This is a genomic window from Rhizobium sp. AAP116, from assembly GCF_001295785.1.
Classification (GTDB): Bacteria; Pseudomonadota; Alphaproteobacteria; order Rhizobiales; family Rhizobiaceae; genus Allorhizobium.
This window is the reverse complement of record NZ_LJIB01000004.1, coordinates 371,066-396,645: the sequence shown is the minus strand read 5'-3', so window position 1 is coordinate 396,645 and position 25,580 is coordinate 371,066. Positions and strand designations below refer to the sequence as shown.

Genomic DNA, 25,580 nt, shown 5'->3' with positions numbered 1-25,580 from the left:
ATGCGGGAGACGGACATGAACGACAAGCCCCAGGTAATCCGGGATACCGACGACGATGCGCGCCGCCAGGCGCGCATTTTGCTGCGGGGCGCGCGATTCGCGGCGATCGGCGTGATCGATCCGGAGACCGGCTTTCCTTTCGTCAGCCGCGTGCTGCTCGGCATGGACATCGACGGCGCCGCGGTCATTCTCGTCTCCGGCCTGTCCGCCCACACGACGGCCCTGCTCGCGGATCCGCGTGCCTCTCTTCTGACAGGCGAACCAGGCAAGGGCGACCCGCTTGCCCATCCGCGCCTGACGCTGCAATGCACGGCCGAAACCGTCGAGCGCGACAGCGATACGCACCAGAGGCTGCGCAGCCGCTTCCTCGCCCGCCATGCGAAATCGCAGCTTTACATCGACTTCCCCGATTTTCGATTCTTCCGGCTGAGGCCCGAACGGGCGAGCCTGAATGGCGGATTCGGCCGTGCCTATCATTTGAGCAGCGCGGATTTCTCGATCCCGCAAATCAATGATGATTTGTTTGAGTGTGAGGCGGCCTTACTGCGAGAATTAGGGGGGCGGCATCCGGAGCTCGCAACGCGCATCGCGACAAAAATTCACGGCGCCCCTGAGGGCGACTGGCGCATTGCCGCCATCGATTCGCACGGATTAGACATCGTTTTCAAAGACTTGCTTATTCGCCACGAGTTTGTGACGCCGATCACAAATGCCCAACATCTGCTATTAGAGTTACCTAAATCAGTATACGCAGTACCTTAAATTTAGGCATATACAAATTGGATGATGCTGGTAGAGTTTAGCCTCCAATTAAGTGATGGATTTTCAACGACTGCCACTCCCCCCAAGGGCGCTCGACCAAAGAAAGTTGAACTGAGATGAAAACGAAAGCTTTGTCCGAACAATCGACCGTTGCTGCAGGCTTGCTGTCCGCCATGGCAAACCCGAAGCGACTGATGATCCTCTGCAGCCTCGTCGAGGGTGAGGTTCCCGTCGGTGTTCTGGCGACCCAGGTCGGCCTGAGCCAGTCGGCTCTGTCCCAGCACCTCTCGAAGCTTCGCGCACAGAAGCTGGTGAAGACGCGTCGCGACGCACAGACGATCTACTACTCCTCGACCTCGGAATCGGTGATCAAGATCCTTGCAACGCTGGAAAGCATCTATTGCCCCCCGGCAGCGAGCAAGACCGCCGCTTGATGACAGCGCTGCCAGAAGCGCACCGATTGAGGGTGGGAGGCGATCAGGTGAACATCCGCTCGCGCGGATGAAGCCTCTGGCATTCGATATTTCAAAGCCCCGGACGGCATCGCCGTCGGGGCTTTTTGCTTGGCGCCGACGGCACGCGCCTTTTCAGCAACGGGTCGTCGATGCATCGCGCTTCCATCACCCGAATTCAGCGATCCATGACCTTTGTTGATGCGCCCCTGCCGGTGGCTTGACCATGCCATGCGCCCTGATAACGTGACGGCGCAATCAACGGAGTTCGGCCCTTGCAGCCGACATCAGGGAGAATGGCCGCCCGCGACCAAAGGGCCATGGAGAACACGATGTCTAACCGCCTCAATTCCACGCCGAACGACCTGCGCGCCTTCTGGATGCCGTTCACCGCGAACCGCCAGTACAAGAAGGAGCCGCGCCTCTTCGTCGGCGCCAAGGACATGCACTACACCACCCATGACGGACGTCAGGTGCTCGACGGCACCGCGGGCCTCTGGTGTGTGAATGCCGGCCACTGCCGCCCGCTGATTACCGAAGCAATCCGCGAGCAGGCCGGCGAACTCGACTATGCGCCGGCCTTCCAGCTCGGCCATCCCAAGGCTTTCGAACTGGCCAACCGCCTGATCGATCTCGCCCCCGACAACATGGCGCATGTGCTCTACACCAATTCCGGCTCGGAATCTGTGGAGACGGCACTCAAGGTGGCCCTCGCTTACCAGCGCGTGAAGGGACAGGGATCGCGCACCCGTCTGATCGGTCGCGAGCGCGGCTATCACGGCGTCAATTTCGGTGGCATTTCGGTTGGCGGCATTGTCTCGAACCGCAAGATGTTCGGCACGCTTTTGACGGGCGTAGACCACTTGCCGCACACCCACCAGCCGGCCAAGAACGCCTTCACCAAGGGCATTCCGGAGCATGGCGGCGATCTCGCCGACGAGCTGGAGCGCATCGTCACCCTGCATGACGCCTCGACCATCGCCGCCGTCATCGTCGAGCCGGTCTCCGGTTCGACCGGCGTTCTGATCCCGCCGAAGGGCTATCTGCAGCGCCTTCGCGAGATCTGCACCAAGCACGGCATCCTGTTGATCTTCGATGAAGTCATCACCGGCTTCGGCCGTCTCGGCGCGCCTTTTGCTGCCCAGTATTTCGACGTGAAGCCCGACATCATGGTCACCGCCAAGGGCCTGACCAACGGCGTCATCCCGATGGGCGCGGTCTTCGTCACCGCCGAGATCCATGACGCCTTCATGCAGGGACCCGAGCACATGATCGAGTTCTTCCATGGCTATACCTATTCCGGCAACCCGATCGCCTCTGCAGCCGCGCTCGGCACGCTCGACACCTACAAGGAAGAGGGCCTGCTGACCCGCGCCTCGGAAATAGCCCCGTATTGGGAAGAGAAGCTGCACTCTCTGAGGGATTGCCCGAACGTCATCGACATCCGCAATCTCGGCCTGATCGGTGCGATCGAGCTGAAGCCGATCGATGGCGAGCCGACGAAGCGCGCCTTCAACGCCTTCCTCAACGCCTATAACGACGGCCTCCTGATCCGCACCACCGGCGACATCATCGCGCTGTCGCCGCCGCTGATCATTACCCACGAGCAGATCGACGAGCTGTTCGACAAGCTGCGCAAGGTGCTGATGAACAACATCTGAGGCCTGCACTCGGAACCAGATGCAAGGAAGCGGCCCGCGTGGCCGCTTTTTTGTAGCTTGCGCGAAGCTGACCATCGGATTCGCTCGCGCTTGTCGCTTGTCGCACCATCCCGTATCTTATCGAGAATCGCACGTTCGATCCTGGCGCAGATGATCGCGAAAGGCTCGGGCGACGACTTCAGCACATCCGCAATCGTCATCACCGACATCACGTCGCGAAGGCCGCAAGCGGATCTGGTCCCTGGAGGAAATCCGTGGTTGACCTCTTCAAGCGTATGTTCGGTAAAGACGTTTCCCTCGCAAACTCACCCGCAAGGGCAGCCCCGGAACCCGAGGCGATCGCCGCAGCGCGCGCCGACGAAGCCCGCCTTGCCGCTCGCCGGGCGCAGATCAGCAATGATCTCTTCGAACTTCAGCAAATCGCCATGGCCGAACTTGCCTTGCGCAAGGAACAGGACGCAGCCGCCGCCAAGGCCGGCTTCGAAGCCGAAGACGGCGTTGGCGGCCGTATTCTGACCGTCTGAAGACGGGCCTTACCGTCAGGCCATAGGCTGCCCCGACAAAGCTGTGGCGTGATCGCACACCACGGCATCGGGTCTTTTGCTGCTCGTCGTTTTTGTCTAAAGCGATCACGGGGAGCAACAAAAGAACCCGAATGGCGCTGAAACCGGCATAGATCGGTCGCGCCGACCCAAGGAGCAGGACATGAAATTTCAACTCTTCGCAGGCGCAGCCTTGGCCGCGCTGATCGCTAGCGCCCCCGCTGCCCGTGCCGAAATTGTGCTCGGCCTGATGGCGCCGCTGACCGGCCCGCTGGCAGCCGTCGGCGCGCAGATCAAGAATGGCGCCGAAACCGCCGTTGAGGAAATCAACAAGAAGGGCGGTATCAACGGCGAACAGGTGACCCTGAAGATCGCCGACGACGCAGGTGAGCCGAAGCAGGGCGTCTCCGCCGCAAACCAGCTCGTCGGTGAAGGCGTGCGTTTCGTCGTCGGCCCGGTCACCTCGGGTGTCGCCGTCCCCGCGTCCAGCGTTCTCGCCGAAAACGGTGTGCTCATGGTCACCCCGACCGCGACCGCCCCTGACCTGACCGCCCGCGGCCTGACCACGGTGCTTCGCACCTGCGGCCGTGACGACCAGCAGGCGGACGTCGCCGCCAAGCTCGCTCTCGGCACCTACAAGGACAAGAAGATTGCCATCCTCGATGACAAGGGCCAGTACGGCAAAGGTCTCGCCGATGCCTTCCAGGCAGCCCTGAACGCCGGCGGCGTCACCGAAGTCTTCAAGGATTCGCTGACAGCAGGCGAAAAGGATTTCGGCGCGCTCATTACCCGCCTGAAGGCCGAAGGCGTCGAGGTCATCTACTTCGGCGGCTACCACCCGGAAGCCGGCCTGATGGTCCGCCAGATGAAGGATGCCGGTCTTTCGGCCCAGCTGATCGCCGGTGACGGCCTGTCGAACAACGAATTCGTCACCATCGGCGGCGACGCTGCCGAAGGCACGATCTTCACCAATGCGGCCGACGCCCTGAAGAACGATGACAGCAAGGCCGCCGTCGACGCGCTTGCCGCCAAGAACATCCCCGCAGAAGCCTTCACGCTGAACACCTATGCAGCTGTCGAGGTCATCGCCGCCGGCATCGCCAAGGCCGGAAGCACCGACGACGCGGAAGCTGTGGCCGCAGCACTGAAGGACGGCTCGGAAATCCCGACCGCAATCGGCAAGCTGACCTACGGCGAGACCGGCGACCTGACCTCTCAGAGCTTCGCGGTCTACAAGTGGGAAGCTGGCAAGACGGTCGCTGCCGAGTAAGCTGACACGCTATCTGACCTTGAAAAGGCGGCCAACGAGGGTCGCCTTTTTTGTTGGTAAACGAAGATTGGAGAGCACACCAGTGAAACGAACGACTGCGCGCGCGAAGTCCCGATACTTGGACAGCACATGATCGTGCCGATTTATAGTTTGATATCCTCGATCAAACTCGTTCGGCAAGTGTGCCAGAAAGCTTCGCTCAATGTTCGGCTGCAAGGAGTACTCATCTCAACCCGGTGGAACTCTCATGGCGCCCATTATACTGATCACCTTTGCAGGCCGACGCAATCGGATGGAAATCCTCACGAATTATGTGAAGGCAGCGCTTTCTGCCGGGATCATCGACGAGTGGCACGTCTGGGACTTCACCCGTTCCGAAGAGGACCGCCTCTGGGTCTCCGAGAACTTCGGTCCCGCGCGCTTCATGCATCCGGACACCCCCTACAATCCTGCAGGCGAGGTGACCGCCTTATCGCCGTTCCGCATGGATGCGGGCATCGGCGGCGATCTGCATCTGGCATTGCTGCCGAAGAACGATCCGGACGTCTTCTACGAGTTCGTGGTCGGCGGCTGGGACAACCAGTTGAGCGCGGTTCGCAAGATGGGCCGGTCGGAACTCGCGACCTTCAACCGTGACACGGTTCCGCGGATTGCCGAATTCTCGACACCCGGCATCCTCTCCCCCAGCCTGCCCAACCCGGTTGCCCTGGCGATCGACCGCAATGGCCACCCTGTCCTGACAGTCAACGGCATGAAGATCGGTCCGATCAACGAGATCAATTTTTCCGGCGGCGCCGATGTGATGGTCCGTGGCGGCTGGGGTTCAGACCTCGAGATCCTCAATGTCAACGATAAGGTCCGCCGCTATATCGGTCCGCGGAACGAGAAATACCCCTACCACCACACCTACGCCTATTATTCGAAGCATGCGAACCGATTCCAGGACGCCATCTTCATGAAGTGCGACGATGATATCGTCTACATGAACCTGGAGCGCCTGAGCGATTTCATCGCCTTCCGCCGGGACAATCCGACCCCCTTCTTGGTTTCGGCCAACGTCGTCAACAATGGTGTCTGCGCCCACTGGCAACAAAGGTCGGGCTCCCTTCCCATCGAAGTCGGCCACTTCGAAATGCCGCCGGGTGGCCTCAACGGCAGCCTCTGGGAAAGCGGAAGCCGTGCGAATGCGCTGCATGACTATTTCCTCCAGACGCCGGACAAGCGCATGCCACTTGTCCAACCGGTCGTGGAGGTGAAGGAACGGGTTTCGATCAACTTCATCTCATGGCTAGGTCAGGATCTGAAGCACTTCGGTTTCCGGCGTCTAGGCGACGAAAAGGCGCTGGCCGTCGACATGCCTCGAATTCTGAACAGGCCCGTGGCGATCTACTCCGATTTCGTCGTCAGCCACTTGAGCTTCGGGCCACAGGAGGCCGAACTGCATGTCGATCGGCTGGTGTCGGCTTATGGCGACCTGATGCGTTTGCAACTGGCGGCGTGATCGAGCGCCAGGCGCGGGCTCGAACAAATTGAAGCCCGCGCAAAGCAGCCATACGAGGGTCGACAGCCTAGGCTATTGCGAGGCTCAGCGGCCCTTTTCAGCGTTGGCGCCTCCTCACTCGGCGTAGATCATTTTCCGCGTCATGCCACCATCAAGCGTCAGCACCGATCCGGTCATGAAGCCGGCGTCGGCGAGATAGAGCACGGCTTTCGCGACATCCTCCGGTCGACCGACGCGGCCGGCGGGATGTTGGGCATGGTCTTCGGGCCACAAGTCGTGGTCTCCCGAGATCCAGCCGGGCGCAATGCCGTTGACCCTGATGTTCGGGCCGAGACTGACTGCAAGGGCGTGGGTCAACCCGAAGAGACCACCTTTCGAGGCAGCATAGGCTTCCGTATTCCTCTCCGACATGAAGGCACGCGTCGACAGCATGTTGATGATGGACGCCCCCTCCCCCATCAAGGGCACGGCAGCACGTGTCATCAGAAAGGCCGCCGTCAGGTGGCTGTCCGTGACCTTGCGCCAATCGTCGAGCGAGAGGCTGATGATCGGTCCCCGTTCCGGACTGGCAACCCCGGAATTGTTGACCAGCAGATCGAGGCTTGTCCAGCCGAGTTCGGCGAAAGCGGCCGAAACGGCCGCCTCATCGGAGACATCACAGAGAACCGACCGGATGCTGGCCGGCCCCGCCTTCAGATCGAAGGAGGCCACCTCATAACCGGCGGTCTGGAGAGCGGTGCAAACTTCTGCGCCGATAAGGCCGGCGCCGCCTGTGACGATTGCATGTTTCATGAAGCCTCAACGGCGACAGACGGGGAAAGTTTCGCTTAGAGTTCAGCCAGCGTTAAAGTAGCCGGTCGCGATACTCCGGTGCCGGCAGCCAGCAGCTTTCGCGCTTGCCGAAGAGCCGGTAGCGGTTTCTCGCGAGCAGAAGGTAGAGCGGGTCGCGGATGAACCGGGGGACGAACCGAAAGACCGACAGGACCTTCCAGGGCCAGCCGAGGCCGGCATAAATCGACAACACGGCATCGCTGTCGCGCAGCATGTGCTCGCCGTCGACCACGATGATGCTGTCCGGATTGCCAGGATCGATGCCGAAGCGGCGGTAGAGCGCCGAGCCCACCTCGCCCTGCATCGAAGCCAGACGAAACCGCTTCTTGCCATCTTGCGAAAGCACGAATTGCGCATTCGCCGAACACAGGATGCATTCGGCATCGAAGAGGATGATTGGGCCGGTGGCGGGTATGGTGTCCATGGGAGGCAATCTAGGCGCGTCTCAGGGCAACGACAATGCGGCAAGCCGTCATTCTCGGCAACGCAGATCGTGACAGACGCTGCGACAGCGTTAGGATGGCGTCTGGCAACAGGCGGGAAGAGGTTGGGAGGATCGACATGAAGAAGGGCTACAAGGACTTGCTGGCGGAGGCGGAGGCACTGGTCGAGGCGGTGGATGCGTCGGAGGCAGCGCGTCTGCATTCGGCGAGCAACGTCGTCTTCGTCGATCTGCGCGACCCGCGCGAGCGCGAACGGGAAGGCACGATCCCGGAGGCCTTCTCCTGCCCGCGCGGCATGCTGGAATTCTGGATCGACCCGGAGAGCCCCTACCACAAACCCGTCTTTGCCGAGGGCAAACTCTTCCTTTTCTTCTGCGCCAGCGGCTGGCGCTCGGCGCTGGCGACGAAGACGGCACTTGAGATGGGACTGGAAAACGTCTGCCATCTCGAAGGCGGCTTTTCCGCCTGGCGCGATCGGGGCCTGCCGGTCGAGACGGTCATGGCGAAGACGAAGGGCTGACGGGCGACCAGCGACCGGCCGTACGTTGAATACCGAGGGCAATTGCTCTATCTTGAAGCGTGAAAGCCGCACGATCGCAACCCTCGCGCATGACGGCGACGAGGCTGGGTCGATGCTCCGCAACGACCCGCGTTCGCCTTGTCCGTGACAGGAAGTCATGGCAGGTGTTGTGAGGGTCCAGTCTCGTGAGGAGACGATCATGGTCGAACGCATCAGCCGCATCTCCAGCAGCGAAGCCTCCAGCCAGACGGAATCCGGCCAAACCCTGAACCTCGGTTCCGACGCGCAAAACGCCTGGGTTGCGGCCCGCCAGTCGAAGATCAATCACGACCTCGAAGAACGGCATCAGCAAGATGCAGAAGAGAAGATCGGTCAAGATTCACCGGTGGAAGACGGCGGCGATGTTGAGGAGAAGCGCTTCTCCGGCGAGAGCGAGCGCATCGGCACCCAGAATTTCGATGAAAACACCCCGTTCGGCGAGCGTGTCGCGATCGTCTGAGCAGGAGCATCTCTTCAAAGGAAGCCCCAGCGAAGAGAAGCCCTGCAGAGCTCGGGAGGGAAGCTCGACACATCCGCGTCGCACTTTGCCGCCAATCCCTTTAGGGTGCGGCCAAACAGACGAGGACCCTTCATGCCCCTTACGATTCGCATCGCCAACCAGGAACTTGCCGTCGAGGTCTCGACGCTCGGCGCAGAAATGCAGTCGCTGAAGACAGCGGATGGCCGAGATTTCCTATGGGACGGCGATGCCACCTGGTGGACGGGGCGGTCCCCCATCCTCTTCCCGATCGTCGGCAAGGCGCCGGACGACCGGCTGGCGATCAACGGCAAGACCTATCCCATGGCTCAGCACGGCATCGCCCGCCGGCGGGAATTTGCAATCGTCGAGCAGACGGCGACAGCCTGTCGCCATGAACTCGTCTCGAGTGAAGAAACGCGCGAGATCTATCCCTTCGATTTTCGCCTGACGCTGGAGCACTGCCTCGACGGACGAAGCCTGTCGGTGACGGCAACCGTCGAGAACACCGGCGACGGGCTATTGCCCTTCGGCCTCGGTTTTCATCCGGCCTTTCTCTGGCCTTTGCCGGGAGCCGAGGACAAGCCGCATCATGTTCAGCTCGACAATGGCGCCGAACCTGCGGTCGTGCAGCTCGAAGCCGGCCTGATCGGCAAGCGCCTGCCCTCTCCCTTCACGGCAGGGAGGCTCGATCTGAACCATGCACTTTTTGCCAATGATGCACTGGTCTTCCCAGAAGATGCGGGCAGCGGCCTCTCTTTCGCCGCAGACGGCGGGCCATCGCTGCATTTTACCTTCGAAAACCTGCCCAATATCGCGCTGTGGCAAAAGCCCGGTGCCCCCTTCCTCTGCGTGGAACCCTGGCACGGCATGGCGGCCCATGCCGGCGGCACAGCGGAGCTCGTGGAGCGACCCTACACCGTGGCGCTGGTGGCAGGGGACGCCATGCGGTTTGGGTTTACGGTCGAGATCAGGGGTTGAGAGGTAAGGCATGGCGGTGAAGACGATTGCGGCCGCGAAGGCGGAAGGTCACCTTGACTGCCTAACCCGCCGCCCTCGCCTTCCGTAAGGCCGAAGTCCACGCAAGGCCGAAGTCCACTCGTCGCGCCTCTTGCCCATACGAGGGCTTCGGCTACTCTCAACGGGTCAAGAACCACGGAGAGGGCAGGCCTATGTGCAATCATTGCGTGATCGAGAATGTGAAACAGAACATGCTGTCGCGGCGCTCGCTGTTCAAGGGCATGGCCTTTGCGGGCGCGGCCGTCGCCGCCGGCGGAGTTTCCAGGCCGGTTCTGGCGCAGCAGAGCCCGAGCAAGGTGGTGGACCTGACCCACGCCTATGACGAGACCTTCCCGACCTTCGACGGCAAGCCGGGCATCGAATACGAATGGGCCGTGGAGTTTGCCGGCAACGGCTATCAGCTGCACAAGCTGACGATCTTCGAACATACGGGCACGCATATCGATGCGCCCTTCCATTTCAGCGCCGACGGCAAGAGCGTCGATCAGATCGAGCCGGAACAGCTGGTTGCGCCACTCGCCATCATCGACATCACCGACCGGGCCAAGGACGACGCCAATGCGACTGTCGAGGCGGCAGACGTCGAGGCCTGGATCAGCGCCAATGGCGAGATCCCTCAGGGCGCGGTCGTGGCACTTCGCTCCGGCTGGGCGAAGAAGGTGAGTGAACCCGCCTTCCGCAATGACGGTGAAGGCAAGTTCGCTTTCCCCGGTTTCGGCAAGTCGGCGACCGACCTGTTGGCGACCCTCGACGTGGCCGCAATCGGCGTCGATTCGCTCTCGCTCGATCCGGGCAATTCGGCCGACTTCGCCGTGCATAACAGCTGGCTGCCGGGCGGGCGCTACGGCATTGAATGCCTGAACAATCTGGAGGAGCTTCCGGTCACCGGAGCGACGATCATGGTCGGCGCCCCGAAGCACAAGCGCGGCACCGGTGGGCCGGCCCGCGTCCTCGCGCTGATTTGAGGACGACCACATGGCTGTCCTCCCTCTCCTCAGCGACGAGCAGGCGAGCGCGGAAGCGCTCGCCGTCTTCAACGATATCAGAACAAAACGCGGCACCGATTACGTCAACAACTTCTGGCGGGCGCTCGCCCATGATCCAGACGAACTCAAATTCGTCTGGGACCGGCTGCAGACAGTGATGGCACCCGGCGCCCTCGACCCGCTGGTCAAGGAACTGATCTACATCGCGGTGTCGGCGACCAATGGCTGCGCCTATTGCGTTCATAGCCACACCGCCTCCGCCAAGTCCAAGGGCATGACGCCCGAAATGCATGCCGAACTCCTGCAGGTCGTTGCCATGGCAAGCCGTACCAATGCGCTGGCGATGGCGCTCGGCGTGCCGGTGGATGAGCGGTTTGAGGCTCATCCCGCCAGCAAGGGTGATTGAGGATCAGCGTCGCAGATCGAGATCGCGGCCCTTTCCCTCTACCCGTCCCAGTCGCTACAGTGCCGGGAACAACAGAATCGGAGACGCTGCATGACCGACCTCGAACGCCGCATCGATCAGGGGACCGGCCGCCAGCCGGCGGATCTCGTGTTGAAGGGTGGGCGCTTCTTCGATCTGGTCACCGGCGAACTGGTTGCCTCCGACATTGCGATCTGTGGCGAGACGATCATCGGCACCGTGGAGAACTACGAGGGCCGCGAGGTTATCGATATCTCTGGCAAGATCGTCGTGCCCGGCTTCATCGACACGCATCTGCATATCGAAAGCTCGCTGGTCACCCCACATGAATTCGACCGCTGCGTGCTGCCCTATGGCGTGACGACCGTGATCTGCGATCCGCACGAGATTGCCAATGTGCTGGGCACCGAGGGCATCCAGTTCTTCCTCGATTCGTCCGAAGAGACGATCATGGACATCCGCGTCCAGCTGTCGTCCTGCGTGCCGGCAACCCATCTGGAAACCTCCGGCGCCGACCTGCCGATCGAACGGTTGTTGCCCTTCCGCGATCATCCGAAGGTGATCGGGCTTGCGGAATTCATGAATTTTCCGGGCGTGATCCACAAGGATCCGATCTGCATGGCGAAGCTCGAAGCCTTCCAGGACGGCCATATCGACGGTCATTCCCCGCTCTTGTCGGGCCGCGACCTGAACGGCTATCTCTCTGCCCGCATCCGCACCGACCACGAATGCACGAGTGCTGCGGAAGCCATGGAGAAGATCCGCAAGGGCATGCATATCCTTGTGCGCGAGGGCTCGGTCTCGAAAGACCTGCACGCGCTGATGCCGATCCTCACCGAGCGGCTGTCGCCCTTCCTGGCGCTCTGCACCGACGACCGCAACCCGCTCGATATCGCCGAGCAGGGCCATCTCGACTATCTCATCCGCGAAGCAATCAGACACGGCGTGGATCCCATCGCCGTCTACCGCGCCGCCTCGATTTCGGCCGCCCGCGCTTTCGGACTTCGCGATAGAGGCCTCGTGGCACCGGGCTGGCGGGCCGATCTCGTGGTCATCGACAGCCTCGAAAACTGCAAGGCCGATATGGTTTTTGCCGGCGGCCGCCGTGTGACAGACGCCCTCTTCGCCACCCGCAAGCCGGTCGCCCCCGTTGGGCTCGACAGCGTCAAGGCCAGGCTCGTGAAGGCCGCGGACTTCGGCGTGCCGGTCGCGGAGGGTGAAACGCCCGTGATCGGCGTCATGCCCGGCAAGATCATCACCGAGCACCGCCGCTACCGCCTGCCGACCTCGGGCAACCAGACCTCCGTCGATCTCGAAAACGACGTGATCAAGGTCGCCGTCATCGAACGCCACGGCAAGAACGGCAACCATGCCAACGGCTTCGTCCAGGGGTTCGGCCTGAAGAAGGGCGCGATCGCCTCGACCGTCGGCCATGACAGCCACAATATCTGCGTCGTCGGCGTCTCAGAAGAGGACATGGCGCTCGCCGCCAACAGGCTCGGCGAAATCAAGGGCGGCTTCGTCGTGGTGGAAGACGGCAAGGTCACCGGCGAGATCCCGCTGCCCGTCGCCGGCCTGATGAGCCTCGAGCCCTATGAGAGCGTGCGCGACACGCTGCATCACTTGAGACAAGCCGCCTATGCCCTTGGAACGACTCTCGAAGAACCCTTCCTCCAGGTCGCCTTCCTGCCACTGCCGGTGATCCCGCATCTGAAGATTTCCGACAAGGGCATGGTCGATGTCGACAAGTTCTGCCTGATCGGGTGAGGATTGGCAGCGGACCATGAAGCCTTATGTTTGAAGCGAGGATGAAGCCATGACCCGTCTCGAACGTCCTATAGAAATGGTCCGCGAACTGTCGCCTGAGGAGTTCGACACCTTTGCGGCCTCGGTGGAAGAACTGCGCGCCGAGCGCTGGGATCGAGAGATCGAACACGATTGGGCAGCAGGACGACTGGACAAACTCATCGAGGGCGCGTTGGCATCTCACGCGGGTGCGCGAACGCGGCCGCTGTGAATCACCACACGACACCGGAGTTCTGGGCTTGTTACAACGCACTTCCAGAAGCGGTTCGCAAACTCGTCGACCGTAACTTCGATCGCCTGAAGGCCGATCCCCAGCATCCATCTCTGCACTTCAAGCAGATCGGCAAGGTCTGGTCGGCGAGGGTCGGCATTGGACATCGGGCGCTTGCCGTCCGGTCGAGCGAGGACTGGATCGGCTCTCATGCGGATTACGATAAACTGATCACTCGATGATCGCTGTGTGCTGGAGGCATGTGGTCCCGCCGCATCACCCAGGAACACAGGATCGTCTACGCCGTTGTCGGCATGGGAGAAGACCAGACGCTGGTCGTCCTGCAATGCCGCTACCATTACTGACGAGGGCCCATGGTATCCGAGACTGAAGGCAATCGAATCAAGCCGTTCCGCCAGCGCCTCGTTCGCCTCTACTACGGCCGCGATACCGCCGCGATCCGCTTCCAGTTCACGCTGATGGTGATCGACATCGCGATCATCGGCTTCTTCCTCGCCGGACCCTATCTGCGTGATCGTCCGAGTTACCTGATCCTCGACTACATGATTGCCGCCTGGATCGCGGTGGAGCTGATTGCCCAATGGTCGGCGTCCTGGTCGACGCGCCGCTTCCTGATGCGGCCGATGACCTGGATCGATCTTTTCGTGCTGGGCACGCTGCTCTTCCCGCAATGGCTGTTCAACTTCGCCTTCCTGCGCGTGGCGCGCATCTGGGCCGTCGCCCAGCGACCGGTCTTCAAACTGATGCTGAACCGGCTAGGCCTGAAGGAGCAGACGGATGTCGTTACCGCCTTCATCAATCTCTTCGTCTTCCTCTTTCTGGTAACCGGCTTCGTCTACACCTTCTTTTTCTATCGCGAAGATCCCGGCACCGGCTTCATTGATGCGATGTATTTCACCGTGGCGACCGTGACGACGACGGGTTTCGGCGACATCACGCTGCCCGGCACCTTCGGCAAGTTGACGTCGATCGTCACCATGATCATCGGTATTTCGCTCTTTGTGCGGCTCGCCCAGGCGATCGTCCGCCCCAACAAGGTGACCTTCCCCTGCCCGCAATGCGGGCTTCAGCGACACGACGTGGACGCCGTGCACTGCAAGGCCTGCGGCCATGTGCTCAACATTCCCGATGACGGCGCCGTCTGATCGTCAAAGCGACTTGCGGAAATAGACGACCCGCTGGGTCTCTTCGAAGCCCAGTGCCGCATGCATGGCATGGGAGACGGTATTGTGGATCTCGGCATCGGAAGCGAGTTCGCTCAGGCCTTCATCCTTCGCCCAATCTGTAACGGCCGCGACGAGGCTCGCCGCCACGCCTTGCCGACGGAAAGACGGGTCCACCACAATGCCCTCCAGGAAGGCCACCGGCGAAGTTTCGCAGCCATTGACATAGTCCGATCGCACATTGGCCTCGGCGAGCCCGATCGCGTTGCCGGTGGCACTCACACAAAGGAAGGCGACAAGCTTCTCCGGCTGCGCCAGCGCGTCGGTGATTTCGGCCCGGTGTCCCTCAAGCGACAGATGCGGCCAGAGCTGATGGCGAAGGGACGCCCAGGCGTCGAGATCTTTTTCTGTCGCTCGCCGCACCCCAAACCCGGTCATGACAATCGCGCGCAAATGCCATCCAGCGGCCCGAGGCGGATCTCTCCGTCGACTACCGAGCCGGTCAGACCGGGCATCGGAAACACCTCGCGCACGCCATGCCCCTTAGGCAAGCCGATCTCCTGCGGCCCCCGGCGGAGATTGAAGACGAAGAGCAGCCGGTCGTCGCCCTTAGAGCGAATGAAGGCCAGCACATCCTCATTTGTCGCCAGAAACTCCATGTCCCCATCGATCAGCGCCGGATGGCTTTTGCGGAAGGCAAGCGTCGCCCGGTAGTGGGGGAGCACCGAGCCGCCGTTCCTCTCCTGCACATCGACCGAAAGCGCCTGATGCTCCGCCGCCACCGGAAGCCATGGCTTGCCCGTGGAAAAGCCGGCCTGCGACTTGCCTTCTTCCCAGACCATCGGCGTGCGGCACCCGTCACGCCCCTTGAAGGCGGGCCAGAAGCGGATGCCATAGGGATCGCGCAGATCCTCGAAGGCAAGCTCTGCCTCGGGCAGGCCAAGCTCCTCGCCCTGATAGAGGCAGATGGAGCCGCGGAGAGCCGAAAGCACTGATATGGCGAGCCGCGCCACAGCCTCCCGTTCCTGCGGCTGCTGGACGAAACGGCTCACATGCCGCGTAACGTCGTGGTTGGAAAAGGCCCAGCAGACCCAGCCGTCCTTCACCTGTTTCTGGAAACTCTCGACGCAGTGGCGGATATGGCTCGGCGTGAAGTCTGGCCCCAGAAGGTCGAAGGTGTAGCACATGTGCAGCTTGTCGCCGCCGGAGGTGTAGGCGGCGACAGTCTTCAGGGAACGGGCGCCATCGCCAACTTCGCCCACCGTCGTGCGGTCCGGATACTGGTCGAGCAATGCCCGGAAGCGCTTGAGGAACTCGATATTCTCAGGCTGCGTCTTGTCATAGAGATGGCTCTGCATGCCATATGGATTGACGTCGGGCGCATCGAGCCCGGCATCCTCGCTGTCGGGCACATGCGGAGGGTTGTCGCGCAGTTCCTTGTCGTGGAAGTAATAATTGACCGTGTCGAGCCGGAAGCCGTCGACCCCACGATCGAGCCAGAACCTTACCGCGTCGAGCACGGCATCCTGGACCGCCTTGTTGTGGAAGTTGAGATCAGGCTGCGAGGCGAGGAAGTTGTGCATGTAATATTGCTTGCGCACCCCGTCCCACTCCCAGGCGGGGCCACCGAAGACCGACAGCCAGTTGTTCGGGGCCGTGCCATCCGGTTTAGCAGCCGCCCAGACATACCAGTCGGCCTTTGGATTATCCCGGCTCGCGCGGCTTTCCTTGAACCAGGGGTGCTGATCGGACGTGTGCGAGATCACTTGGTCGATAATCACCTTGAGGCCAAGCCGCTTCGCCTCCTTCATCATAGCGCCGAAATCGCCAAGCGTGCCGAACATCGGGTCGACGTCGCAATAATCCGACACGTCGTATCCCATGTCGGCCTGGGGCGACGTGAAGAAAGGCGAGAGCCAGATGGCATCGACGCCGAGCGAGGCGATGTAGGGCAGTCGCTCGATGAGGCCCTTGATGTCACCGATCCCGTCGCCATCCGTATCCTGGAAGGAGCGCGGATAGACCTGGTAGATGACGGCGCCCCGCCACCAGTCGGCCGCATTGGATCGGGGGGATTGAGCGGGTGACTTCGTCATGGGCGGATCCTTTGAGCGGGAATCGTCAGGTCGCGCCTAGGGAATCGGGTTCGGAGACCGATGTCAAACACCCCTTCTTCGACTGACATCAGACTGTAATATTGGACCCGCATAAGGCGGTCAGAGCTTCAGAGGGTGAATCGCCGCTCCGGCGGCCGTTCGGATGAGGGCGGACACGCCATGCCGAGACTGACCATCGTGACCGATGCCTGGCACCCTCAGGTCAATGGCGTTGTCCGCTCGATCGAGACCACCAATCGCGAACTGCAGAAGATGGGCGTCGAGGTCTCGATGATCACGCCGGCACCCTTCCGCAGCGCCCCAATGCCAACCTATCCGGAGATCCGCCTGTCGCTCGTCACACCGCGCCGCATCGGCCGGATGCTGGAAGAGCAGCAGCCCGACTACATTCACATCGCCACAGAGGGCCCGCTCGGCCTGATGGCCCGGCGCTGGTGCCTCAAGCACAAGCGTGCCTTCTCGACGACCTATCACACACGCTTTCCCGAATATGTGGCGGCTCGTCTGCCGGTGCCGCTTTCCTGGCTCTATGCCTATGTCCGCTGGTTTCACAATCGCGGCGGCGCCTGCATGGTGGCGACCGAAAGCCTCAGACGGGAACTGGCAGCACAGGGTCTCAACAATCTTTGCCTCTGGAGCCGTGGCATCGATACGAGCCTGTTTTACCCCCGCGAAAAATCGGAAAAACCTTTCGGCCTGCCCCGTCCGATCTTCATGACGGTCGGTCGCGTCGCGGTGGAAAAAAACCTGCCGGCCTTTCTCGATCTCGACCTGCCGGGATCCAAGGTGGTGGTGGGTGACGGCCCTGCCCGTGCCGACCTTCAGGCGCGCTATCCCGACGTGCATTTCACCGGCATGAAACATGGCGAGGATCTCGCCCGGGCCTATGCAGAAGCCGATGTCTTCGTCTTCCCCTCGAAGACCGACACCTTTGGCAACACCATCCTCGAAGCGCTGGCCTCCGGCGTCCCCGTCGCCGGTTATCCCGTGACCGGCCCCGTCGACATCATACCGTCCGGCTCCAATGCCGGCGCCATGGATCGCGACCTGCAAATCGCCTGTATCGCGGCCCTTCAGGCCTCGCCCCAGGCCGCACGACGGCTGGCCGAGACCTATTCCTGGGAAGCGGCCACTCAGCAGTTTTTCGACAATGTCGTGGAAGCGAAAGAGCAGCGCCGCAGGCGTGGTCTCAGGCAGCGCTTCGGCATCCGCCCGCAAGACGCGGACAGCTATCAGGCACCCGCAACCGAGTGAGACTGCCGATTAGCGGCGCCGCTTACGGCCCTCGAACGGGTTCTCGCCCGCCTTGAAGTGGATGCGGATCGGCACGCCCGGCATATCGAAATCGGCGCGCAGACCATTGGTCAGATAGCGCACATAGCTTTCCGGCAGCGCGTCGGGACGCGTGCAGGAAATCATGAAGGCCGGCGGCCGAGCCTTGACCTGCGTCATGTATTTCAGCTTCAGGCGACGGCCGGAAACGGCCGGTGGCGGATGCTGGGTCGTGACACTATCCAGCCAGCGATTGAGCTTGGCCGTCGAGATGCGCTTGTTCCACACCTTGTCGGTGTCGACGATGTTCTGCATCAGCTTGTCGAGGCCGTAGCCGGTCTGGCCGGACATCGGCACGGCGCGGATGCCGCGGGCCTGCGGCAGAAGCCGCTCGGTCTTTTCACGCAAGTCGGCCAGGACCGCCTGCGTATCTTCGACGAGATCCCACTTGTTGAAGGCAAGCACGGCGGCACGACCTTCGCGGAGCACGAAATCGACGATCTGGATGTCCTGTTTTTCGAAGGGAATGGTCGCATCGAAGACGATCACGACGGTCTCGGCGAAACGGACGGCGCGCAGCGTGTCGGCGACCGAGAGCTTCTCGAGCTTTTCCTGCACGCGCGCCTTCTTGCGCATGCCGGCGGTGTCGAACATCTTGATGGTGCGGCCGCGCCAGTCCCACTCGACCGAGATTGAATCGCGGGTGATGCCGGCCTCAGGCCCGGTCAGCAGACGATCTTCGCCGAGGAAGCGGTTGATCAGCGTCGACTTGCCGGCATTCGGACGACCGACGATCGCGACGCGCAGCGGCTTGGTGTCGTCGTATTCGGGTTCGAACTCTTCGTCTTCCTCGCCCTCACCCTCGGTCAGGACGACATCGGTTTCAGCCTCGTCGTCGGGCTCGGGGAAGGCGCGATCCTCGCCGATCGCTTCGACGATGGCGTCGCGCAGGTCGATCATGCCCTGGCCATGTTCGGCCGAGATCGGCACGGGTTCGCCGAGGCCCAGCGTATAGGCGTCATAGAAGCCTGAATCGGATCCACGTGCTTCCGACTTGTTGGCAACGAGCACCACCGGCTTGCCACGACGGCGCAGCATTTCGGCGAGCGTCTGGTCGACGGGCGTCAGGCCGAACTTGGCGTCGACCACGAAGAGTGACAGATCCGCCTCGTCGATTGCCATTTCCGTCTGGGCGCGCATGCGGCCTTCGAGCGTGTCGGCGCCGGCCTCTTCGAGACCGGCAGTATCGATGATGGTGAAGCGCAGATCCACAAGCTTGGCATCGCCCGGACGGCGGTCGCGGGTCACACCCGGGGTGTCGTCGACCAGCGCAAGCTTCTTACCGACGAGGCGGTTGAAGAGCGTGGACTTGCCGACATTCGGGCGCCCGACGATGGCGACTGTGAAACTCATGGGAACGCTAGCTTTCCGGCCTTAAGAGGCCTTGTCGTTGTTACGGCGCCTTGCCGGAGGCCTTGATGTTGTCGAGCAGCATCTGGGCGCGGTTGGCGACATTGCGCGGGGTTTCCGCATCTTCACTGATCTGTTCGAACCATTCGCGGGCGCGGACCATGTCGCCAGCCTTGTAGGCGGCGAGACCCAGCGCTTCGCGGGCAGCGTGGCGCATGGCATTGGTCGGCGTTGCCATCGCCTCGACGACCGCCGAGACATCCTCGTAAGAGCCCGTATCCACTAGCAACCATGCGGCGCGAACCTTCGCCGTGTTGCGCACGGCCTCCGGGATCGAGGCATCGTCGCCAATCGTCTTGAAGGAGGCAATGGCGCCGGCCGGGTCACCCTTTTCGGCCAGAACAGAGGCGCCACGGAAACGGGCGAGCACGCCATAGGCGCCGTAGCCCTCCTGCTCCAGCGCCTGGAGTGCCGCTTCCGCCTCGTCGCGCTTGCCCTGGTCAGCCAGATTGAGCGCCGCAAGGAACTTGTCGCCGGCATCCGAGGCCTGGGTGCTGTCCCAATGCGTCCAGAGGCGATGACCGGCCGTGCCAAGCACGATGACGACGGCGACACCGATGATCCAGCGGCTGTAGCGCTTCCAGGCATTGCGCACCTGGTCGGAGCGAAGCTCCTCGTTCACTTCGCGGATAAAGCTGTCGTTCTGGTCAACCATTCATACTCCCGGACGTCGCCGGCCTTTCGATGCAGTCTATCATGCGTGAGCGGCCTTCTAGCCGATTTTTGCCCGCTTGTAAGGGGAAAACCGCCAACAGCCTTAAGCCGTCACATGGTGAGCGGCGCAACACCGATCAACAGTTTGTGCAGCCACATGGTGATGACGGCCCAAGCGACGATGCCACCGACCACGGCAATCGCATCGAAGCGCGCCGAGACGAAGGGCTTGAGCACCAGTTCACCCGCCCGCACACGACGCTTGTAGCTGATGCGCAGGACCACGCCCCAGGCCAGAAGCGCGACGAACAACAGCACGGATGCGAGATCGCCATTCGCGAGCAGGTGAGCGGCGGCCCAGATCTTGATGGACAGCACGATCGGGTGCTTGGTCTTGGTGGCGATATGTCCGGCCGGCAGAAAACCGGCCACCAGACAGATCATCGCAAACAGCATCAGCGTCGTCGTCAGGTGGTTCATGCCCATCGGCGGGAACCACAAATTGACGACAGGGGCCGTGGCATAACCCCAGATCAAGACGACGAGTGACACGAGGCTCATCACCGAATTGATCACCCGCCAGCCCGTCTCGCCGAAGCGGTCGATCATCGACAGCCGGAAACCGGGCGCGACGACGCGGATGAGATGGGTAGCCAGAAAAAGGATGATGCCGAGAATGAGAAGCGTCATGGGTCAGAACCTTTCAGGTCGAGTTGCCCAAAGCCTTACTGGTCCGGCGATCGAATTTCCAGAGCGTTCAAAGCTTCGCCGCATTTGAATGGGAGGCAACGCACCCTGTTGATTGCCGGGTAGTTGTTGATGTTTCGTAGCCTGATTGCCATTTCCCTCGCCGCAATGGCGACCACCGCGCTCGCCGAAGCGCCCGCCCCTGCGGCAAAAGGCGCGGATGAACAGAGGCCGAAACAACTGCTGCTCGTCTCCTTCGACGGTGCGCATGACAACAGGCTCTGGGCGCGCAGCCGCGAGATCGGGCAGAAAGCCAATGCCCGCTTCACCTATTTCCTCTCCTGCACCACCCTGATCCCGCGCGCCCGTGCCGGCGACTACAAAGCGCCAGGCATCAAGGCGGGGCGCTCGAATATCGGCTTTGCCATGAGCGCGGAGGAAGTCGGCAACCGGCTCGACCACATCTGGAAAGCGCGCGGCGAAGGCCATGAGATCGCCAGCCATACCTGCGGCCATTTCGACGGCAAGGACTGGAGCAAGGCGGAATGGCTGACGGAGTTCGACGCCTTCGACCGGGTTCTGACGAATGCGTGGGAGGATAACGGCTTTGCCGATCGCGAGCCGAATGGCTGGGCAGATTTCGTTGAGAATGACATCACAGGTTTCCGCGCACCCTATCTCTCGGCACCCGAGAGCCTGTTTCAGGCCCAGCGCGAACACGGCTTCCGTTATGATGCAAGCATCGTCACCCACGACCCGACACTGCCCGTCGACAAAGGCGGACTGGCCCGTTTCGGCCTGCCCTTGATCCCCGAAGGGCCGAGGGAACGACGCATCATCGCCATGGACTACAATCTCTTCATCCGCCATTCCGCCGGAATCGACCACCCGTCAAAGGCAAACGAATTCGCCGAGCGCAGCTACCAGGCCTTCCGTGGCGCCTTCGACCGGCAATATGACGGCGAGCGCATTCCCCTGCAGATCGGCCTGCATTTCGTCGAGATGAACGGTGGCGCCTACTGGTCGGCGATGGAGCGGCTGGTAACGGAGGTCTGTCCCCTGCCCGATGTCGCCTGCGTTACCTATGCCGAAGCGCTCGACATGCTGGAGGGCCGGACCAATCCGGCAGCGGCACCCGGCGCCATGTGATACCCCCCGTGATCGTCATGTGATCGTCATGTGATCGGCATGTGATAGCGTGACGCATTTACTTCGCGGCTGGCAGACCCGATATGCCGGGGCAAACATCTCGGGGAAATCCATGAAGATCCTGTTCCTCCTTGCCTGCGCCTGCGTGATAGCCGCCACCATCGGCGCTGTAGCCATTGGTCTTTCGCTGTTCACCCAACCGGAAGCCTATTCCGCCGTGCCCGCGGGCTTCACCTCGCCGGTTTCCGTGTCGCCGAACTTCGGCTAACGACCTCCTGCATCGCAAACACAAAGGCCGCACCGGTTTCCCGGCGCGGCCTTTGTCATTTGGTCGCGTTGTCTCGGTCTCAGTAGGGCCGATCTGCGGCAATCTCGCCCTCTTCTGCCTCGCGCTCAAGGTAGCGCTGGTCGATCGCCGGCAGCGGAGCACCATCAATGGCGGCCTCGAAGGCGGCGAGACGCTTGTGGATCGAGAGCAGTTCGATGATCGTCGACCAATAGCTGACCAGATACTGGAAGCTGTCCGTGACCTGACCGAAGGCGGTGGCGATCTGCTGCCAGACACCCATGGTGATCTTGCCGGCGACGATGGTCGGGATCAGGATGAAGGTCAGGAAGATCGCGTCGAGCTGACCATAGGTGAAGCGCGCAACGTTGAAATAGGTATAGTGCCAATACATGCGGAAATAGTTGCGCCGCACGTTCGTGAAGAGCTCGCGCACGGTGACAGGTTGCGCACGCTCGGCATTGTCTTCGCCATAGACCAGCTCCTTGCGGAAGGCGGCTTCAACGCGCTGGTTGCGGAACTGCAGGCCCGGCAGCTTGATGCCGGCCACCATCAGCAGCACCGTGCCGAACAGCGACCAGAAGATCGCCAGCCAGAACAGCGCATGCGGCACGGCCCCAATGATCGGCAGTTCTGTGACATTCTCCGACATGCGGAAGAGAATCGGCAGAAAGACGACCAGCGTCATGACCGAGTTGATCAGCGCAACACCGAGGCCTTCCAGGATATTGGCAAAGCGCATCGTGTCTTCCTGCACACGCTGCGAGGCGCCTTCGATGTGGCGCAACTGGTCCCACTTCGACAGGTAATAGTCGTTCATCGCATTGCGCCAGCGGAAGACGTAATGGTTGGTGAAGAAGGCGGTAAAGACGGAAAGCGTGACGCCGACCATGCCAATTTCGAGGAAGCGCAGCTGCAACTCGTAGAGCTGGCCGGCCGTGACCGTACCGTCACCGTTGAGCGCCTTCTGGAAGAGATCGAAGAAGGGGCCTCGCCAGTTGTTGACCGCCACCGAGATCTGCACGCTGAAATAGGCAATGAAGATGATGAAGGCCGATCCCCAGATCGACCATTTCGTCCAGGGATGATCCTTGGCGAGGACCTGCCAGACACCACCGAACATCACCACGAAAATAGTGAAGTACAGGTAGAACCAGAGGTTGTCGGGCGTGAAGAAGAAGGCGAGCCCGACGGGCGGCTGCTGCCCTTCTGCCAGCGGCGGCAAGCCGATCGCGGCGCCGATCTGCGGGCCGACGGTATACCAGACGATGATGCAGACGAGCGTCCAGACAGCGGCTGAGGTGAAGAACAGCTTGGGCTGCGGAAAGAAGGAGTGAAACACGCGGAAAACCTTCGTGTGGGAGAAGTCCTGTAGAGCCTGGCGGAACCTAGGGCAGAAGGTTCCGCCCAGCAATGGCATCGCCAAATTGTGGCAGAATTACCCCCGCCAAAATTAAGGGTCTGTAAGGTTGGCGTTAGGTGATGCGGTCTCAAGCTTTTCTTGCCTCCTGCCCAAAAATCGCTAGGGAAGTCGCAAAGCTTATTCAGGAGTGCCACATGAGCGATCTCAGCCTGCAGCAGGCCATCGACAACATCTACACCTCGATCAACAACGACAACGAAGAGATCGATCTTCACATTGCCGCCCTGAAGGCCGCGATGGCGAAGGAAGGCGTCAAGGAAGCGGTGTTCGAGCCGTCCAAGCTCGCGCAGTCGAACCGTCAGGGCCGCAAGATCATGCAGTCCTATTTCAAGAAGAAAGGCGTTGCGGTCGGCTTTTCGAAGTCGGAATAAGCCTGCAGGCCACAAGATCGAACGCTCGCCCTAGTCGGCGAGCGTCAAAACCAGTGGACCATTCTTGGTCACCACGATCGTGTGCTCGAACTGCACGGTCGGCGCGCGTGGCTCGCTGTAGAGCGTCCAGTTGTCCTTGTCGCCGTCCTCGGCCCATTGTCCGCCGAGCGAGAGAAACGGCTCGACGGTAAAAACCAGCCCCTCCTCCATGATCCGCGTCTCATCCGGATCCGGCCAGGTCGAAAGCTCTGTTGGTTCCTCATGCAGGGAGCGGCCGACGCCGTGGCTCGCAAGATTGGTAATCAGCGTATAGCGGTTCTTCTTGGCAAAGGCGCCGATCGAATTGCCGATATCGGCGAGCGGACGGCCGGTCTTTACCTGGTTCAAGCCCACCCAAAGCGCCCGCTTTCCGTCGCGCAGCAACCGTTCCTGCTTGGCTGTGCCTGGCGGCACGATGAAGGACGAGCCGGTATCGCCGAAATAGCCGAGCTTTTCGCCTGACACATCGATGTTGACGAGATCGCCGGCCTTGATCACCCGGTCGCCCGGAATGCCATGGGCGATCTCTTCATTGACCGAGATGCAGGTCGCACCGGGAAACTGGTAGCAAAGCTCAGGCGCAGACTGGGCGCCATTGTCCTCGAGCACCTTGCGCCCGATCAGATCGAGTTCACGCGTCGTGATACCCGGCTCAAGCGCTGCAGCCATCGTCTTGACTGCCGTTGCACAGATCCATCCGATGTCTTTGAGACGCGACAGGTCCTCTTCGGTTTCAACGATCATGGCGTTCCTTCAACGGCTCTTCGACGGGGATAAGCGCTGCCTTAGGCGGCAGACGCTGTCTCCGTCAACGCTTTCCGAACCAGCGGTGCGACTTTTGTTCCGAAGAGTTCGATCCCGCGCATCAGTTCCTTATGCGGCATCGGCCCGATCGCCATCTGCATCAGGAAGCGGTCATTCTTGAAGATGCCGTGCATGGCGACGATCTTTTCGGCAACGGCTTCCGGATCGCCGACGAAGAGCGCTCCACGCGGGCCGCGCGAGGCATCGAACTGCGCCCGGTTGGTCGGGCCCCAGCCACGCTCGCGGCCGATCCGGTCCATCACCACCGCCTGCGGCGCGTAGAAAATGTCGGCCGCAGATTCGGTCGTGTCGTGGATGAAACCATGCACGTTGATGCTGGTCTTCAACTGCTTCGGATCGACACCGGCCTTGGCGGCACTCTGACGATAGAGATCGAAGAACGGCGCAAAGCGATGCGGCTCGCCGCCAATGATGGCAAGGCCGAGCGGCAGGCCGAGATAACCGGCGCGCGCTGCCGACTGGGGCGTGCCGCCGATTGCGATCCACAGCGGCAGCAGATCCTGCAGCGGACGGGGATAGACGCCCCGCGCTTGAAGCGGCTTGCGGGTCTGGCCTTCCCAGGTCACCACCTCGTTTTCTCGGATTTCCATGAGCAGCTGCAGCTTTTCAGCAAACAGCAGGTCGTAGTCTTCAAGGTCGTAACCGAAAAGCGGAAAGCTCTCGATGAAGGACCCGCGACCGACCATCATCTCGGTGCGACCGTTGGAGAGCAGATCGACCGTCGCATATTGCTGGAAGACACGCACCGGATCGTCCGAGGAGAGGACCGAGACGGCGCTGGTCAGCCGGATGTTCTTTGTCTGCACCGCAGCAGCCGCGAGGATCGTCGCCGGCGAGGACGCCATATAGTCCGGGCGGTGATGTTCGCCCAAGCCAAAGACATCGAGACCGACCTCGTCCGCCAGCCGGATTTCCGCCAGAAGCTCGTCGACACGGCGCTTGGCATCGGCCCCCTTGTTGGCGGCATTCGGGTCGACATCGGCAAAGGTGTAAAGTCCGAGTTCCACGGGAAGACTCCTGATTGCGTGTGTTGACTCAGACATAGAGATTTGCGGCTGCACACAAAAGGGCCCGCCATCGAACAGTGTGTCTCCCCGCAATTGCTCTGCAGCGATGAACGGCGTCGGTTGCGTCAAAAGGTCGTTGCGCCGGAACTT

The 25,580-nt window shown here is 61.6% G+C and carries 30 protein-coding genes; 20 read left to right on the top strand and 10 right to left on the bottom strand.

Annotated features, from left to right (window positions below):
• Window positions 1–15: 15 nt before the first annotated feature.
• The 6 genes from IP85_RS04600 to IP85_RS04575 all read left to right on the top strand — a co-directional run bounded on the left by IP85_RS04600 (window position 16) and on the right by IP85_RS04575 (window position 6,188).
• A complete protein-coding gene (locus tag IP85_RS04600; protein ID WP_054148470.1) occupies window positions 16–762 on the top strand; it encodes a pyridoxamine 5'-phosphate oxidase family protein in 747 nt (248 codons plus the stop codon).
• A gap of 116 nt (window positions 763–878) precedes the next feature.
• Window positions 879–1,196, top strand: a complete 318-nt coding sequence (locus IP85_RS04595; RefSeq protein ID WP_006725707.1) for a metalloregulator ArsR/SmtB family transcription factor — start codon at window positions 879–881, stop codon at window positions 1,194–1,196.
• 350 nt (window positions 1,197–1,546) lie between these two features.
• Window positions 1,547–2,875: an aspartate aminotransferase family protein gene (locus IP85_RS04590; RefSeq protein WP_054148537.1), complete on the top strand. Its 1,329-nt coding sequence runs from the start codon at window positions 1,547–1,549 to the stop codon at window positions 2,873–2,875.
• Window positions 2,876–3,129: 254 nt separating this feature from the next.
• On the top strand, window positions 3,130–3,399 hold the full coding sequence (locus IP85_RS04585) for a hypothetical protein (RefSeq protein ID WP_054148469.1): 270 nt from the start codon (window positions 3,130–3,132) through the stop codon (window positions 3,397–3,399).
• 181 nt (window positions 3,400–3,580) lie between these two features.
• On the top strand, window positions 3,581–4,687 hold the full coding sequence (locus tag IP85_RS04580) for a branched-chain amino acid ABC transporter substrate-binding protein (RefSeq protein ID WP_054148468.1): 1,107 nt from the start codon (window positions 3,581–3,583) through the stop codon (window positions 4,685–4,687).
• Window positions 4,688–4,934: 247 nt separating this feature from the next.
• A complete protein-coding gene (locus tag IP85_RS04575) occupies window positions 4,935–6,188 on the top strand; it encodes a hypothetical protein (RefSeq protein ID WP_054148467.1) in 1,254 nt (417 codons plus the stop codon).
• Between the two features lie 114 nt (window positions 6,189–6,302).
• Here the strand turns inward: IP85_RS04575 and IP85_RS04570 are convergent, their stop codons facing one another.
• Complete coding sequence (locus tag IP85_RS04570) at window positions 6,303–6,980, bottom strand: SDR family oxidoreductase (RefSeq protein ID WP_054148466.1); 678 nt, start codon at window positions 6,978–6,980, stop codon at window positions 6,303–6,305.
• 52 nt (window positions 6,981–7,032) lie between these two features.
• Entirely contained in the window at window positions 7,033–7,443 is a 411-nt protein-coding gene (locus tag IP85_RS04565) for a DCC1-like thiol-disulfide oxidoreductase family protein (RefSeq protein ID WP_054148465.1), read from the bottom strand.
• A 137-nt stretch (window positions 7,444–7,580) separates the two neighbouring features.
• Here IP85_RS04565 and IP85_RS04560 point away from each other — a divergent pair, with 137 nt between their 5' ends.
• From IP85_RS04560 to IP85_RS04520, 10 genes are all read left to right on the top strand, one after another.
• A complete protein-coding gene (locus IP85_RS04560; RefSeq protein WP_054148464.1) occupies window positions 7,581–7,982 on the top strand; it encodes a rhodanese-like domain-containing protein in 402 nt (133 codons plus the stop codon).
• 199 nt (window positions 7,983–8,181) lie between these two features.
• Window positions 8,182–8,481 carry a hypothetical protein gene (locus IP85_RS04555; RefSeq protein WP_054148463.1) on the top strand — a complete coding sequence of 100 codons (300 nt, stop codon included), beginning with the start codon at window positions 8,182–8,184 and terminating at the stop codon, window positions 8,479–8,481.
• Window positions 8,482–8,613: 132 nt separating this feature from the next.
• Window positions 8,614–9,480 (top strand): aldose 1-epimerase family protein, encoded by an 867-nt coding sequence (locus IP85_RS04550; RefSeq protein WP_054148462.1) that lies wholly within the window; start codon window positions 8,614–8,616, stop codon window positions 9,478–9,480.
• A gap of 191 nt (window positions 9,481–9,671) precedes the next feature.
• Window positions 9,672–10,484 (top strand): cyclase family protein, encoded by an 813-nt coding sequence (locus tag IP85_RS04545; protein ID WP_054148461.1) that lies wholly within the window; start codon window positions 9,672–9,674, stop codon window positions 10,482–10,484.
• A gap of 10 nt (window positions 10,485–10,494) precedes the next feature.
• The gene (locus IP85_RS04540) at window positions 10,495–10,911 is read left to right on the top strand and encodes a carboxymuconolactone decarboxylase family protein (protein WP_054148460.1); all 417 of its coding nucleotides are present in this window, start codon (window positions 10,495–10,497) and stop codon (window positions 10,909–10,911) included.
• A gap of 90 nt (window positions 10,912–11,001) precedes the next feature.
• Window positions 11,002–12,696 carry an adenine deaminase gene (gene ade, locus IP85_RS04535; protein ID WP_054148459.1) on the top strand — a complete coding sequence of 565 codons (1,695 nt, stop codon included), beginning with the start codon at window positions 11,002–11,004 and terminating at the stop codon, window positions 12,694–12,696.
• A gap of 49 nt (window positions 12,697–12,745) precedes the next feature.
• On the top strand, window positions 12,746–12,946 hold the full coding sequence (locus tag IP85_RS04530) for a hypothetical protein (RefSeq protein WP_054148458.1): 201 nt from the start codon (window positions 12,746–12,748) through the stop codon (window positions 12,944–12,946).
• Entirely contained in the window at window positions 12,943–13,188 is a 246-nt protein-coding gene (locus tag IP85_RS04525) for a hypothetical protein (RefSeq protein WP_054148457.1), read from the top strand. Before IP85_RS04530 ends, IP85_RS04525 begins: the two co-directional genes overlap by 4 nt.
• A gap of 18 nt (window positions 13,189–13,206) precedes the next feature.
• Entirely contained in the window at window positions 13,207–13,311 is a 105-nt protein-coding gene (locus IP85_RS21860; protein WP_082347578.1) for a type II toxin-antitoxin system YoeB family toxin, read from the top strand.
• Between the two features lie 9 nt (window positions 13,312–13,320).
• On the top strand, window positions 13,321–14,112 hold the full coding sequence (locus tag IP85_RS04520) for an ion channel (RefSeq protein WP_054148456.1): 792 nt from the start codon (window positions 13,321–13,323) through the stop codon (window positions 14,110–14,112).
• A 3-nt stretch (window positions 14,113–14,115) separates the two neighbouring features.
• Here IP85_RS04520 and aac(6') read toward each other — a convergent pair whose 3' ends face one another.
• Window positions 14,116–14,568 carry an aminoglycoside 6'-N-acetyltransferase gene (gene aac(6'), locus IP85_RS04515; protein WP_054148455.1) on the bottom strand — a complete coding sequence of 151 codons (453 nt, stop codon included), beginning with the start codon at window positions 14,566–14,568 and terminating at the stop codon, window positions 14,116–14,118.
• Complete coding sequence (locus IP85_RS04510; RefSeq protein ID WP_054148454.1) at window positions 14,565–16,226, bottom strand: alpha-glucosidase family protein; 1,662 nt, start codon at window positions 16,224–16,226, stop codon at window positions 14,565–14,567. Before IP85_RS04510 ends, aac(6') begins: the two co-directional genes overlap by 4 nt.
• 180 nt (window positions 16,227–16,406) lie before the next feature.
• On the opposite strand from IP85_RS04510, the gene IP85_RS04505 reads away from it, so the two are divergent.
• On the top strand, window positions 16,407–17,501 hold the full coding sequence (locus IP85_RS04505; protein ID WP_054148453.1) for a glycosyltransferase family 1 protein: 1,095 nt from the start codon (window positions 16,407–16,409) through the stop codon (window positions 17,499–17,501).
• Between the two features lie 9 nt (window positions 17,502–17,510).
• Here the strand turns inward: IP85_RS04505 and der are convergent, their stop codons facing one another.
• The 3 genes from der to IP85_RS04490 form a co-directional block, all read right to left on the bottom strand.
• Window positions 17,511–18,932: a ribosome biogenesis GTPase Der gene (gene der / locus IP85_RS04500; RefSeq protein WP_054148452.1), complete on the bottom strand. Its 1,422-nt coding sequence runs from the start codon at window positions 18,930–18,932 to the stop codon at window positions 17,511–17,513.
• A 40-nt stretch (window positions 18,933–18,972) separates the two neighbouring features.
• Window positions 18,973–19,644, bottom strand: coding sequence for a tetratricopeptide repeat protein (locus tag IP85_RS04495; protein WP_054148451.1), 672 nt, complete (start codon window positions 19,642–19,644; stop codon window positions 18,973–18,975).
• A gap of 110 nt (window positions 19,645–19,754) precedes the next feature.
• Window positions 19,755–20,333 carry an NnrU family protein gene (locus tag IP85_RS04490; RefSeq protein WP_054148450.1) on the bottom strand — a complete coding sequence of 193 codons (579 nt, stop codon included), beginning with the start codon at window positions 20,331–20,333 and terminating at the stop codon, window positions 19,755–19,757.
• A 129-nt stretch (window positions 20,334–20,462) separates the two neighbouring features.
• Here IP85_RS04490 and IP85_RS04485 point away from each other — a divergent pair, with 129 nt between their 5' ends.
• Both IP85_RS04485 and IP85_RS22145 read left to right on the top strand, forming a co-directional pair.
• Window positions 20,463–21,479: a polysaccharide deacetylase family protein gene (locus IP85_RS04485; RefSeq protein WP_054148449.1), complete on the top strand. Its 1,017-nt coding sequence runs from the start codon at window positions 20,463–20,465 to the stop codon at window positions 21,477–21,479.
• Window positions 21,480–21,591: 112 nt separating this feature from the next.
• Window positions 21,592–21,747, top strand: coding sequence for a hypothetical protein (locus IP85_RS22145; RefSeq protein WP_156322722.1), 156 nt, complete (start codon window positions 21,592–21,594; stop codon window positions 21,745–21,747).
• 79 nt (window positions 21,748–21,826) lie between these two features.
• Here the strand turns inward: IP85_RS22145 and sbmA are convergent, their stop codons facing one another.
• Window positions 21,827–23,107 carry a peptide antibiotic transporter SbmA gene (sbmA, locus tag IP85_RS04480; RefSeq protein ID WP_054148448.1) on the bottom strand — a complete coding sequence of 427 codons (1,281 nt, stop codon included), beginning with the start codon at window positions 23,105–23,107 and terminating at the stop codon, window positions 21,827–21,829.
• A gap of 215 nt (window positions 23,108–23,322) precedes the next feature.
• Here sbmA and IP85_RS04475 point away from each other — a divergent pair, with 215 nt between their 5' ends.
• Complete coding sequence (locus IP85_RS04475) at window positions 23,323–23,559, top strand: hypothetical protein (protein ID WP_006725732.1); 237 nt, start codon at window positions 23,323–23,325, stop codon at window positions 23,557–23,559.
• A 30-nt stretch (window positions 23,560–23,589) separates the two neighbouring features.
• Here the strand turns inward: IP85_RS04475 and map are convergent, their stop codons facing one another.
• A complete protein-coding gene (map, locus tag IP85_RS04470; protein WP_054148447.1) occupies window positions 23,590–24,342 on the bottom strand; it encodes a type I methionyl aminopeptidase in 753 nt (250 codons plus the stop codon).
• 41 nt (window positions 24,343–24,383) lie between these two features.
• A complete protein-coding gene (locus IP85_RS04465; RefSeq protein ID WP_054148446.1) occupies window positions 24,384–25,430 on the bottom strand; it encodes an LLM class flavin-dependent oxidoreductase in 1,047 nt (348 codons plus the stop codon).
• Window positions 25,431–25,580: the final 150 nt, after the last annotated feature.

Bases quoted from the DNA above. Each gene is read 5' to 3' on its own strand.
- IP85_RS04600 (WP_054148470.1), top strand. From the start codon at position 16: ATGAACGACAAGCCCCAGGTAATCCGGGATACCGACGACGATGCGCGC.
- IP85_RS04595 (WP_006725707.1), top strand. From the start codon at position 879: ATGAAAACGAAAGCTTTGTCCGAACAATCGACCGTTGCTGCAGGCTTG.
- IP85_RS04590 (WP_054148537.1), top strand. From the start codon at position 1,547: ATGTCTAACCGCCTCAATTCCACGCCGAACGACCTGCGCGCCTTCTGG.
- IP85_RS04580 (WP_054148468.1), top strand. From the start codon at position 3,581: ATGAAATTTCAACTCTTCGCAGGCGCAGCCTTGGCCGCGCTGATCGCT.
- IP85_RS04575 (WP_054148467.1), top strand. From the start codon at position 4,935: ATGGCGCCCATTATACTGATCACCTTTGCAGGCCGACGCAATCGGATG.
- IP85_RS04570 (WP_054148466.1), bottom strand. From the start codon at position 6,980: ATGAAACATGCAATCGTCACAGGCGGCGCCGGCCTTATCGGCGCAGAA.
- IP85_RS04565 (WP_054148465.1), bottom strand. From the start codon at position 7,443: ATGGACACCATACCCGCCACCGGCCCAATCATCCTCTTCGATGCCGAA.
- IP85_RS04560 (WP_054148464.1), top strand. From the start codon at position 7,581: ATGAAGAAGGGCTACAAGGACTTGCTGGCGGAGGCGGAGGCACTGGTC.
- IP85_RS04555 (WP_054148463.1), top strand. From the start codon at position 8,182: ATGGTCGAACGCATCAGCCGCATCTCCAGCAGCGAAGCCTCCAGCCAG.
- IP85_RS04550 (WP_054148462.1), top strand. From the start codon at position 8,614: ATGCCCCTTACGATTCGCATCGCCAACCAGGAACTTGCCGTCGAGGTC.
- IP85_RS04545 (WP_054148461.1), top strand. From the start codon at position 9,672: ATGTGCAATCATTGCGTGATCGAGAATGTGAAACAGAACATGCTGTCG.
- IP85_RS04540 (WP_054148460.1), top strand. From the start codon at position 10,495: ATGGCTGTCCTCCCTCTCCTCAGCGACGAGCAGGCGAGCGCGGAAGCG.
- ade (WP_054148459.1), top strand. From the start codon at position 11,002: ATGACCGACCTCGAACGCCGCATCGATCAGGGGACCGGCCGCCAGCCG.
- IP85_RS04530 (WP_054148458.1), top strand. From the start codon at position 12,746: ATGACCCGTCTCGAACGTCCTATAGAAATGGTCCGCGAACTGTCGCCT.
- IP85_RS21860 (WP_082347578.1), top strand. From the start codon at position 13,207: ATGTGGTCCCGCCGCATCACCCAGGAACACAGGATCGTCTACGCCGTT.
- IP85_RS04520 (WP_054148456.1), top strand. From the start codon at position 13,321: ATGGTATCCGAGACTGAAGGCAATCGAATCAAGCCGTTCCGCCAGCGC.
- IP85_RS04510 (WP_054148454.1), bottom strand. From the start codon at position 16,226: ATGACGAAGTCACCCGCTCAATCCCCCCGATCCAATGCGGCCGACTGG.
- IP85_RS04505 (WP_054148453.1), top strand. From the start codon at position 16,407: ATGCCGAGACTGACCATCGTGACCGATGCCTGGCACCCTCAGGTCAAT.
- der (WP_054148452.1), bottom strand. From the start codon at position 18,932: ATGAGTTTCACAGTCGCCATCGTCGGGCGCCCGAATGTCGGCAAGTCC.
- IP85_RS04495 (WP_054148451.1), bottom strand. From the start codon at position 19,644: ATGGTTGACCAGAACGACAGCTTTATCCGCGAAGTGAACGAGGAGCTT.
- IP85_RS04490 (WP_054148450.1), bottom strand. From the start codon at position 20,333: ATGACGCTTCTCATTCTCGGCATCATCCTTTTTCTGGCTACCCATCTC.
- IP85_RS04485 (WP_054148449.1), top strand. From the start codon at position 20,463: ATGTTTCGTAGCCTGATTGCCATTTCCCTCGCCGCAATGGCGACCACC.
- IP85_RS22145 (WP_156322722.1), top strand. From the start codon at position 21,592: ATGAAGATCCTGTTCCTCCTTGCCTGCGCCTGCGTGATAGCCGCCACC.
- IP85_RS04475 (WP_006725732.1), top strand. From the start codon at position 23,323: ATGAGCGATCTCAGCCTGCAGCAGGCCATCGACAACATCTACACCTCG.
- map (WP_054148447.1), bottom strand. From the start codon at position 24,342: ATGATCGTTGAAACCGAAGAGGACCTGTCGCGTCTCAAAGACATCGGA.